We start from the raw sequence: 9581 nt of genomic DNA, 5'->3' as shown, positions 1-9581 counted from the left end.
AGGCGCCGAATTCGGTCTGATAGGAGCGGCCGGTCAGACCGGAATAAAAGTGACTCGCCGGAACGGAGCGGGACTGGGAATCGTAAGGTCGTGTCGCCGATGAAGTCAGCATTCAAAGCGCCCATCGACGCCCTCTTCCGGATGGTTGCGGAAAAAAAACAGAAAAATAAAAATATTTTTAGAGGGCTGTCCAGGGGAACGGGTCTGTTGCGGAGAGACTAAAGCCCGCGGCGTTTTTGTGTCCGCCGCCGCCGAATCGTTCGGCAAGTGTCGAGACATCAAAGTCACCTTCAGAGCGAAGGTCCACCCTTCTCACTGCACCATTCTGCGACCAGATGATCCCCATTGGTGGATGTCTTCTTGCCAACGCATGACCGATCTCTGATGCCAGAACGGGGGAGTTGACAACAAGCGTAGGGGTTCCACAAAAATTAACAAGTTGTGCGGAGGCGACCATTCGGTCAACAACCGCCTCCTGATATCGGAGGATTGCAGCCCCCTCCTGAACAATTGCGGCACGCGATCTGCTCTCTTCCAATTTTCTTGCAAGTCTGCTCCATGTCCTGAAATCCTCGGGGTGGGAACGCAGCACGGCCCGTATTTGGTTGGTCCCGCGGAGGTCAAAACGCCAGAGGTCACGGTCTTCGAGATGGAGAAGAAGGCGGGGGACCCTTACGCCGGGGTGAAAATGGTTCCAGGCGAGGACGGCCCCCGCGTGACTCAAGTCAAAAACAGACTCTGTTGCCATCCCTGTCGAGGCCTTGGCGGTTTTGTGGTGGTCAATCGCCACGACACGTCTTGCCGTTTTGAGCAACTCCCTCATTTTGTCCGGTGGGTAGGAGAAGTCGAGGAGGTAGACATCCTGACCTGAAAGGTCCGATGGCAACTGGTCCTGATAACGAACAGGCAAATAGCGGGCCTTGTCACCAAACTTGCGCCATGCCGCCCAAGCGGCGCCAAAACCGTCGTCACAACCCTGATGATAGAGGACCGTGATCCCTCTCCTGACAAGAGCCTTCATTATGGACGGGGGATCGGGGCTTCACTTATAAAGGTTGTGGGGATTAATTTCAAATTGACGGCTCCTCAAAATCATTAAATATATCCCCTGGATGGAACTTCCAAGTCATCAATCTCACACGGGACGAAGGCGTCGATCCCGACTCCCTTCCTGGCTTATTCAAAAAATGGGGGAGCCGCTTGTTGTTCACCAGATGAAAAAAAATTTAAGGGGGTTAGGACTCCACACGGTTTGTGAGGAGGCGCGGTGTCCCAATCTCGGGGAGTGTTGGTCGCGCGGGACTGCCACCTTGATGATTTTGGGAGAGGTTTGCACACGGCATTGCGGTTTCTGTTCGGTGGAGGCCGGGAAGGTCGGGATGGTTGACCCTGGCGAGCCGGAGAATGCCGCGGCGATGGTTAAGCGGCTTGGTTTAAGTCATGTCGTAATTACCATGGTGGCGCGGGATGATCTCCCCGACGGAGGGGCAGCGCATTTGAGCCTCGTGATTCGGGAGATTCGATCGTTCAATCCGAAGACAAAAATTGAGACCTTGACCTCCGATTTTGACGGGAATTGGGAGGCACTGGAACGTGTTGTGGAGGCAAGACCGGATGTTTTCAATCACAACATTGAAACCGTAGAGAGTTTGACGCCTCGTGTGAGGCATCGTGCTACTTACAATCGTTCCCTTGATCTTTTAAGTCGGGTTAAGCAGCAGGATCTGGCGATGAGAACGAAATCGGGTCTCATGTTGGGGTTTGGTGAGAAAGAGAAAGAGGTCCTGCAAACCTTGAACGATTTAAGGGCTGTTGGTTGTGAACTGCTCACAATCGGCCAATATCTCCAACCGACCTCGAAAAATCTCCCGGTCGTGGAGTTTGTGAGGCCGGAGGTTTTTGAGGAGTGGAAGAGGGTCGCTGAGGGGATCGGATTTCGGTCAGTCGCCTCAGGGCCTTTTGTGAGAAGTTCGTATCACGCCGAGGAATTGGTGGGATGTCGATAAAGGCCTATCTACTTCGTTGTCCACCTCGGTCGCGATCCTCACGTACTACACAAGTACGCTCCGGTCGCGCCTCGGTGGCCTGTAGGGAGTGCCTTTATGGGTGAGGGATAGATGGAATTTGAACGAATCAAACAACTTCCCCCTTACATTTTGGGTGTTGTGACCCAGATGATGATCGAGGCGCGACATAAGGGGGAGGATATCATCAATCTCGGCATGGGAAATCCGGACCTCCCGACCCCCAAACATATCGTCGAGAAGCTCAAGGAGGCATCGGACAAACCGAAGAATCATCGCTACTCGGTCTCACGTGGGATCCCCAAACTCCGGATGGCGATTGCCAAGTGGTATCAGCGCAAATTTGGTGTAACAATCGACCCCGATTCCGAGGCGATCGCAACGATTGGTGCGAAGGAGGGGATTTCGCATTTATTGTTGGCGATCAGTTCGCCGGGAGATGAGGTCCTTGTCCCCGATCCCTGCTACCCGATACACCGATGGGCACCGGTCATTGCGGGGGCGACGATCAGACCCTATTCGGTTGAGGGAGATACGTTAAAAAACATTGAATTGGCTTTACAGGCAGGTGACTCGTCTGCGGTAAAAGGTCTCATTCTCTCCTATCCTTCAAATCCAACCACCCAAGTAGTCGATCTCCCTTTTTTCGAAAAAGTGATTGCGCTGGCAAGGCAACACAAAATCTGGGTCATTCATGATCTGGCGTATGCCGACCTCGTGTTTGACGGTTATGAGCCTCCTTCGATTCTGCAGGTGGCTGGGGCGAAGGAATGCGCGGTCGAGATTTATTCCCTCTCCAAGGGGTACAGCATGCCGGGCTGGCGTGTCGGATTTGTGGTGGGAAACAAGGAAATGGTGTATGCGTTAACTCGAATGAAGAGCTATCTGGATTATGGGATGTTTGGTCCAATCCAGATTGCGGCAACCGTCGCGCTTGATGGGCCGGAGCGTTGTGTGAAGGAGACCGTGGAGGTCTATCGTCGTCGCCGTGATATTCTTTGCGATGGATTGACACGGATCGGTTGGTCACTTGAGAAACCGAAGGCAACAATGTTTGTCTGGGGAAAGATACCGGAGCGATTTATCAAACAAGGGTCCCTTGAATTTGCAAAACAACTTTTACAAAAAGGAAGAGTTGCTGTTTCCCCCGGTTTGGGATTTGGTGAACGGGGTGAGGGATATGTCCGCTTTGCCCTCGTAGAGAATGAAAAGAGGATCCGCCAGGCGGTCCAGGGGATTAAAACGGTTTTGACGGGGTAGAGATGATGAAAAAAATTCAGATCGGGTTGCTTGGGCTTGGAACGGTTGGTTCCGGTGTCTGGAAGATTCTCCATGAGCGAAGGGCCCTCTTGAGGGAGAGGGCTGGAGTCGATCTGCAGATCAAAAAGATCCTCGTGAAACACCGAAATAAAAAAAGGACTGTTTCTGTCCCGCGTCGGCTCCTCACGGATGACATCTCACAAATACTGAATGATCCTGAGATTCAGATTGTGGTTGAGGTGATGGGAGGGGAGGGGGCGTCTCTTCGTGCGGTGCTTGGAGCGATTCGTCGTGGAAAGCATCTGATTACAGCGAACAAGACGCTCTTGGCAAATGAAGGGCACAAAATATTTAAAGAGGCAGATCGAAGGCAGGTTTCTGTCGGTTTTGAGGCGTCCGTGGCGGGCGGCATACCGATTATCAAATCGATCCGTGAGGGGTTTGTTGGAAATCATATTCAGGAGGTCTATGGGATCATCAATGGGACCTCTAACTACATCCTTTCCCAGATGACGGAGCGAGGGGCCTCTTTTGAAGAGGTTCTCCGCGAGGCACAACAAAAAGGTTATGCGGAACGTAATCCTTATAAGGACATCTCCGGTGAAGATGCGGCCGAGAAACTGCTCCTGCTCATCTCCCTCTGTTATGGAGGCTGGTTCTCGATGAAAAATATTTATGTTGAGGGGATTCATCGGATCACGCCGTTTGATATCCAGTCGGCCGGCGAGCTTGGATTTGTCATTAAACTGCTCGCCATTGCCAAGGGGGAGGATAGCAGGGTGCAGGCGAGGGTTCATCCCGTTCTGGTTCCAAAATCCCACCCGCTTGCGGATGTCTCCGGGGCGTTTAATGCCATCTTTCTTAAAGGGGATGCGATCGGTCCGGCGATGTTTTATGGTCGTGGTGCCGGCATGATGCCGACCGCCTCGGCGGTTGTTTCAGACATTGTCGATATCGCCAAATCGATTGACTGTTGTGAAGCGAGAATTACACCGTCACTCCATTCCCTTGCCGTCGAATCGGTCGACAAGAGCTCTAACGAATACTATTTTCGCTTTACCGTTTTTGATCGTCCCGGTGTCCTGGGGCAGATTGCAAACTGTCTCGGTAAAAACAGGATCAGTATCGCCTCCGTTCATCAGAGGGAACAGGTGAAGGGAGGCAAGGTGCCAATCCTTGTGGTGACTCATAAGGCGAATGAGAAGGATGTTCAGAAGGCGATCCATGAAATTGACAGACTTTCGGTGGTTGCAGGGAAGACGATGATGATTCGAATGGAGAGGTTTTAGTTTCACCCTCTCCCCCCGGCGGGAGAGGGGAGGAGAGGCCTGGAGCGTCTAGAAGGGTGAGGGATGAGAATGCCTGGTATTATAGAAAGGTATCATCGGTTTCTTCCGATCGAGCCAAAATTTATTGTCACATTACAGGAGGGAAATACACCGTTGCTACCGGCCCCCCGGTTGGCCAGGTCGATTTTTGGGGAAGGGGGGGCGCAGCGAACAGCGCCCCTGCTGTATTTAAAATTAGAGGGGCTTAATCCGACCGGTTCCTTCAAGGATCGAGGGATGACCTACGCCGTCTCCAAGGCGTTGGAAGAGGGGAGCGATTCTCTTATCTGTGCCTCTACAGGGAACACCTCGGCCTCGGCCGCCGCATACGGGGCACGGGCCGGGATGAAGGTCTCTATCCTCATTCCCAAGGGAAAAATTGCCAAGGGGAAACTGGCGCAGGCGATGATTTACGGTGCGAATATCGTGGCGATCAGAGGCAATTTCGATCAGGCGCTTCTGATTGTAAGAGAGATTCAGAAAATGAAGCTCGCGACGGTTGTCAACTCAGTCAATCCTTATCGATTGGAGGGACAGAAGACCGCTGCCTTTGAGATCTGTGAACAGCTTGGAACAGTTCCGACCTATCATGCCTTGCCGGTTGGGAACGCGGGAAACATCACGGCGACCTGGAGAGGATATCGGGAGTGGCTGGCAGGACGGTCTGATCTGACCCTTCCAAAGATGCTTGGGTTTGAGGCGGCGGGTGCTGCACCGATCGTTTTGGGGCGAATTGTGAAAAGTCCGGAGACGGTTGCTTCCGCAATCCGTATCGGAAATCCTGCCTCCTGGAAGGGGGCGTTGGCGGCACGCGATGAATCGGGAGGTTTAATCGACAAGGTGAGTGATCGGGAGATCCTGGAGGCGTATCGTTCTATCGCCAGATGGGAGGGTTATTTTTGCGAGCCGGCCTCTGCGGCGTCGGTTGCGGGTATCAAAAAATACGCAAAAAAGAATCTTTTCAAGGCAGGGGATGTTATTGTTTGCACTTTAACAGGACATGGATTGAAAGATCCTGATACGGCGATTTGCGTCTCCAAACCCCCTTTGGTTGTTTCACCGGAGATAGAAAAAATCAGGAAGGTCTTAAAGTTATAGGGATGAAGATATCATTTAAAGCAATGGGAGAGAAGGAGTTTAGGGAATTTGTCCATGGTTCTATTCAACGCTCTTCGGTCCATCTCAAAGAGGCTCGAGGCCAGTTGAATCAAGAGGCGTTAAAGGAGGCGGAGGGCCATATCCGCCGTATCTTACCCAAGGGCCAGGAGACTCCGTCCCACTTTCTTTTTTCACTCCTTGAGAATGCGACCCAAAAAAAGGTCGGCTCTATTTGGTATGGGGTGATCCAGGAGGGGGCGGAGTGGCAGGGGTATCTTTATGAGATTTTTATTGAGGAGCCGTTTCGAAGCAAGGGATATGCCTCCGACGCCCTTCGCATGATGGAGGGGGAATTAAAGAAAATCGGCATCAAGAAGATCGGGCTGCATCTCTTCTCGGACAATATAAAAGCGCTTCAATTGTATCGCCAACTTGGGTATAGAGAAAAAGTATTGACCCTTTTTAAGGAACTAACGTGAAAAATCTCTGGGCCCCATGGCGTATCACTTACTTAAAGGAAAAGGATAGGGACCGTGGGTGCGTCTTTTGCCGTAAGGTCAGGAGGAATTTGGATCAGAAGGAGCATGTGATCCACCGTGGCCGGAAGAACTATGTTGTTCTGAACAAATATCCCTATAATAATGGCCACCTCATGATCGTGCCGTACCGGCATACGGCGCAGCTTGAATCGTTGAGTGAGGCAGAAATAGCCGAAATGATGTTATTTCTGAAAAAAGGGATCCGGATTCTCAAGAAAACTTACAGGCCGCAGGGGTTTAATTGGGGGATGAATCTCGGGAAGAGTGCGGGGGCCGGCATTGCCGGTCATCTCCATCTGCATCTGATCCCCCGATGGGAGGCCGACACGAATTTTCTGCCGGCGATCGCGGAGGTTCGTTGTCTGCCTCAGCACCTTGAGGCAACATGGAAGGAACTTAAAAAGAACTGGAGGAAATCATCATGATCAAACTGATCTACTCGCTCACACTTGCCTTTCTGACCTTTGTGATCCTGAATTTTTTTTACAGTAACGTGGGAGGTGAGGCGTTCCAACACCTGCTCACCTTCCAGTTTCGGATTCCTCATCTCCTGACGCTCGAATCCTATCCGATCCCGGTTGGGTTTCTCCTCATTGCCACATTTTGCTTGGGGATGATTTTTCTTCCGCTCCTTCAAATCCTGCCCCGCGTTTTTCGGTCGACAGAACTCCGCCACAAGGAGAAGAAAATACGCGAATTGCAGAAAGAGCTGGAAGAGGCAAGGATGTCGTCACTCGCTATGCGCGACCCGGACCACGAGGCTTCTTCTTCATCAAATCCTTGAGCGGGATGCCTCCCGTCTGTGGGGCGGTCTCTTCGGGGACGGGGGCCTTGGTTTTTGCCAACTGATTGAGCCGGGCAGAGGCAAGCTTCTGGGCATCAATCCCCGCAACATAGGCGGTCATATTTTTTTGTCTGACCGGTTCCTTGAAGCGCCCCCGCTTTCGGATTCGTGCGACGTCGAGTTGAAGTACACGAAGGGGGGAGGGAAATTTGTCGAGAACTTCCTGAATCTCTTTCTTGACAGCCGGATCGATTCGGATCTTCCCATTCACGAGTTTTTTCCGCTTTCGAAGGTCATCGAGGATGATCGGGATGCTGGACTCGTTGATCCAGGTCGAAGGACAGACAAAATACTTGAGAACGGCCTCGAACTCCGCCTCCGTAAAATCCCGCTCCTGAAGCCGGTGCGGATCAAACGGCTCTTCCACAGGACCGCTATAGCGATAGGACTCCTTGGCCAACCATTGCTGTTTCGTAATTTTGTAAGAGCCATCTGATTGACGACACTCATCGAACGCCTTGATCCAGGCGTCTAGCGTGTGCTTTCGATGGTCGACAAATCCGTTGGCATACAGAAAAAGGAGGTCCTGGGCTGTTTTATAGGTGATATATTTCTGCCCGTCATCGGCGGGTTGTGATACTTGCTCCCACAACTCTTCCATCGGTGTCATGAAAAGCCCCCTAGCCTCCTGAATTTACTTGGCTTTTAGTGTACCTGTGAATTTTAAAGAAGTCTACAAAATTTAGGATACGAATAATGCGTTCAGATTGACCATTGCTGGCCTCGAGGCCTGGGCCCTCTCTTTGGCCTGTTTGAGCTCTGCCGCCTGATAAATCTTGGTCGTTCGGACCTCGTGGTCCAGGTGGCGGGCATGGATGCGTGCGCTATAATCGACCGTCATGAGCTTTAAGTCCTGCTCAACCTGTCTCTTCCAGTTGGAGTGGGTCCTCTTCTCCTGGAGATCAAGATACTGCATTTGGAGTTTTGACTGATCGTACTGGGACTGCGCGGCGAAGAGCATCCCCTCAACCATCTTTTTGGATTGGTCAACGTACGCCTCGGCGTACCGACCGGCGGTGGTGACTTTGGAGTCGTAGAGACGATCGGCGATCGTCGTCTGTGACTCATAGTTGATATCCGCAATCGATCGTGTCGCATCGGCCCAGGTCTCCGCGACCCGTTGACCGATATATCCGTCGATTCCTTGTTTTGCCAGTGCGATGACCGCAGCGATCCATGCCATAAGTTTGATCTCTCCTTAAGTGAGCAGCGTGTTTAGATCGATCTCCTGACCGGAACCGAGTGCCAGCTCCGCCAGTTTCTCCTCATGCGTATTGTTCAATTGGGTCATCGTCTGTTGATGTTGCAAATTCAACGAATGGATCTGGGCATTATAACCAAGTGTCGTCATGCGCAGCTCCGCATCGAGTTGATGACGGAAGTTCAAGGATTGGCGGCGATCTGCCATATCGGCATACTGCATCTGCGCCACTGCCTGGTTGTACTGCGTCTGCGCCGTGAAGATCATTGCGGCGACCTGCCATTGGGTCTGGTGCTTGGCCGCATCGGTCGTAATCTGGGTGATATTCTCCTGCATGGAGGCGTTTCGATCGTTGATCGTTTGCCATGCCGAGGCATTGGTGCCTGCAATATTTTGTGCGGCACTTGCTTGGGCGGACGCGCTTAAGTAACCCATCGTCGCCTGCGTCCCCATTCCGGCCATCATCGGCAATCCAATTGATAATGCTTCTCCGACGCTCATAAATTACCTCCCGTTTCTTACATTGGCAGGCTGGTCGAGTTGACCACCGCCATCCTCAACATGATTTCCCGCCTCGTCCCAGACATCCTGGGCCCAGTCAGGAACATCCTGTTCCGGAGCCTGCACGGCCCCGCCGTCAATTAATTGATCAAAAGAAGCTTCCTCTCTCTCCAGGTCCTGCATGAGGTCACTCTCCAGCGCATAAGGATTCGAATCAGAAACGCGGGCCCCTGTCAGGAGGTCATAATTAGATGCCTCCCAAGAACTCGGTGCAACCGGGGGGGCCTGAAGGGCAGGGTCATCGTTTAATCCAAACTGTTCAATTAATCTCTGTTCGCGGGCGATATCGTTAATTTCCCAAAGGGTCGTTGCGGTACCGGCAACCTTGTTAAATGTGTCTGTCGCTGCCTTGCCGGCAACATATCGGAGCTCATCGCGAACCGAAAAACGCTCCGCCTGGAGCATTTGACGACGGAAGATATCCTTTTGCATCTCCATCATCTGCCGCTGCATGTTGGATTGCATCTGACTGGCCCGGATCATCGCATCGGCCTGAAGTTGGGCGGATCTCTCAGACGCATCAGCGGCACGGTCAGCAGAGTATTCTTGGGCCGCCGCATTACGGTCCGCGGCATAACGGGCGGCACTCGCCTGGGCCTCTCCCGCCTGCATGGCGCCGTAACCACCGAGCGTGATGGTGTTCATGAAGACATCACCTGCGCCTGAAAGAAAATCTCCGAATCCCATTCGTCCTCCTGCAGCCTATATTTGCAATCATCATGCCGC

12 protein-coding genes are annotated in these 9581 nt (G+C 52.4%); 7 read left to right on the top strand and 5 right to left on the bottom strand.

What is annotated here, in order from left to right:
* Positions 1-178: 178 nt before the first annotated feature.
* Positions 179-1021 (bottom strand): phosphohydrolase, encoded by an 843-nt coding sequence (locus tag HYT77_00060; GenBank protein ID MBI2066393.1) that lies wholly within the window; start codon positions 1019-1021, stop codon positions 179-181.
* Positions 1022-1112: 91 nt separating this feature from the next.
* Here HYT77_00060 and lipA point away from each other — a divergent pair, with 91 nt between their 5' ends.
* From lipA to HYT77_00025, 7 genes are all read left to right on the top strand, one after another.
* Positions 1113-2006 carry a lipoyl synthase gene (gene lipA, locus HYT77_00055; GenBank protein MBI2066392.1) on the top strand — a complete coding sequence of 298 codons (894 nt, stop codon included), beginning with the start codon at positions 1113-1115 and terminating at the stop codon, positions 2004-2006.
* Positions 2007-2117: 111 nt separating this feature from the next.
* Positions 2118-3284 (top strand): aminotransferase class I/II-fold pyridoxal phosphate-dependent enzyme, encoded by a 1167-nt coding sequence (locus tag HYT77_00050; GenBank protein ID MBI2066391.1) that lies wholly within the window; start codon positions 2118-2120, stop codon positions 3282-3284.
* Between the two features lie 5 nt (positions 3285-3289).
* Positions 3290-4573, top strand: coding sequence for a homoserine dehydrogenase (locus tag HYT77_00045; GenBank protein ID MBI2066390.1), 1284 nt, complete (start codon positions 3290-3292; stop codon positions 4571-4573).
* Positions 4574-4636: 63 nt separating this feature from the next.
* A complete protein-coding gene (locus tag HYT77_00040) occupies positions 4637-5710 on the top strand; it encodes a threonine synthase (GenBank protein ID MBI2066389.1) in 1074 nt (357 codons plus the stop codon).
* A gap of 2 nt (positions 5711-5712) precedes the next feature.
* The gene (locus HYT77_00035; protein ID MBI2066388.1) at positions 5713-6189 is read left to right on the top strand and encodes a GNAT family N-acetyltransferase; all 477 of its coding nucleotides are present in this window, start codon (positions 5713-5715) and stop codon (positions 6187-6189) included.
* A gap of 89 nt (positions 6190-6278) precedes the next feature.
* Positions 6279-6674: an HIT domain-containing protein gene (locus HYT77_00030; GenBank protein ID MBI2066387.1), complete on the top strand. Its 396-nt coding sequence runs from the start codon at positions 6279-6281 to the stop codon at positions 6672-6674.
* Complete coding sequence (locus HYT77_00025; GenBank protein MBI2066386.1) at positions 6671-7033, top strand: DUF1049 domain-containing protein; 363 nt, start codon at positions 6671-6673, stop codon at positions 7031-7033. The genes HYT77_00030 and HYT77_00025 overlap by 4 nt, the downstream gene beginning before the upstream one ends.
* On the opposite strand, the gene HYT77_00020 is transcribed toward HYT77_00025, so the two are convergent.
* The 4 genes from HYT77_00020 to HYT77_00005 form a co-directional block, all read right to left on the bottom strand.
* Positions 6987-7703, bottom strand: a complete 717-nt coding sequence (locus tag HYT77_00020) for a hypothetical protein (protein ID MBI2066385.1) — start codon at positions 7701-7703, stop codon at positions 6987-6989. The two genes, HYT77_00025 and HYT77_00020, sit on opposite strands and share 47 nt — an antisense overlap.
* 72 nt (positions 7704-7775) lie before the next feature.
* Positions 7776-8276: a hypothetical protein gene (locus HYT77_00015; protein ID MBI2066384.1), complete on the bottom strand. Its 501-nt coding sequence runs from the start codon at positions 8274-8276 to the stop codon at positions 7776-7778.
* Between the two features lie 15 nt (positions 8277-8291).
* Positions 8292-8795: a hypothetical protein gene (locus HYT77_00010; protein MBI2066383.1), complete on the bottom strand. Its 504-nt coding sequence runs from the start codon at positions 8793-8795 to the stop codon at positions 8292-8294.
* 3 nt (positions 8796-8798) lie between these two features.
* Positions 8799-9542, bottom strand: a complete 744-nt coding sequence (locus HYT77_00005; GenBank protein MBI2066382.1) for a hypothetical protein — start codon at positions 9540-9542, stop codon at positions 8799-8801.
* Between the last annotated feature and the right edge of the window lie 39 nt (positions 9543-9581).

The organism is Deltaproteobacteria bacterium (assembly GCA_016180855.1).
Classification (GTDB): domain Bacteria; phylum UBA10199; class UBA10199; order JACPAL01; family JACPAL01; genus JACPAL01.
The sequence above is the reverse complement of the archived record's forward strand: the minus strand, read 5'-3'. Positions and strand labels throughout refer to the sequence as shown.

What these genes read in the sequence shown, in the direction of transcription:
- HYT77_00040 (MBI2066389.1), top strand. Translation starts at nt 4,637, where the DNA reads ATGAGAATGCCTGGTATTATAGAAAGGTATCATCGGTTTCTTCCGATC.
- HYT77_00045 (MBI2066390.1), top strand. Translation starts at nt 3,290, where the DNA reads ATGAAAAAAATTCAGATCGGGTTGCTTGGGCTTGGAACGGTTGGTTCC.
- HYT77_00050 (MBI2066391.1), top strand. Translation starts at nt 2,118, where the DNA reads ATGGAATTTGAACGAATCAAACAACTTCCCCCTTACATTTTGGGTGTT.
- HYT77_00005 (MBI2066382.1), bottom strand. Translation starts at nt 9,542, where the DNA reads ATGGGATTCGGAGATTTTCTTTCAGGCGCAGGTGATGTCTTCATGAAC.
- HYT77_00010 (MBI2066383.1), bottom strand. Translation starts at nt 8,795, where the DNA reads ATGAGCGTCGGAGAAGCATTATCAATTGGATTGCCGATGATGGCCGGA.
- lipA (MBI2066392.1), top strand. Translation starts at nt 1,113, where the DNA reads ATGGAACTTCCAAGTCATCAATCTCACACGGGACGAAGGCGTCGATCC.
- HYT77_00025 (MBI2066386.1), top strand. Translation starts at nt 6,671, where the DNA reads ATGATCAAACTGATCTACTCGCTCACACTTGCCTTTCTGACCTTTGTG.
- HYT77_00015 (MBI2066384.1), bottom strand. Translation starts at nt 8,276, where the DNA reads ATGGCATGGATCGCTGCGGTCATCGCACTGGCAAAACAAGGAATCGAC.
- HYT77_00035 (MBI2066388.1), top strand. Translation starts at nt 5,713, where the DNA reads ATGAAGATATCATTTAAAGCAATGGGAGAGAAGGAGTTTAGGGAATTT.
- HYT77_00060 (MBI2066393.1), bottom strand. Translation starts at nt 1,021, where the DNA reads ATGAAGGCTCTTGTCAGGAGAGGGATCACGGTCCTCTATCATCAGGGT.
- HYT77_00020 (MBI2066385.1), bottom strand. Translation starts at nt 7,703, where the DNA reads ATGACACCGATGGAAGAGTTGTGGGAGCAAGTATCACAACCCGCCGAT.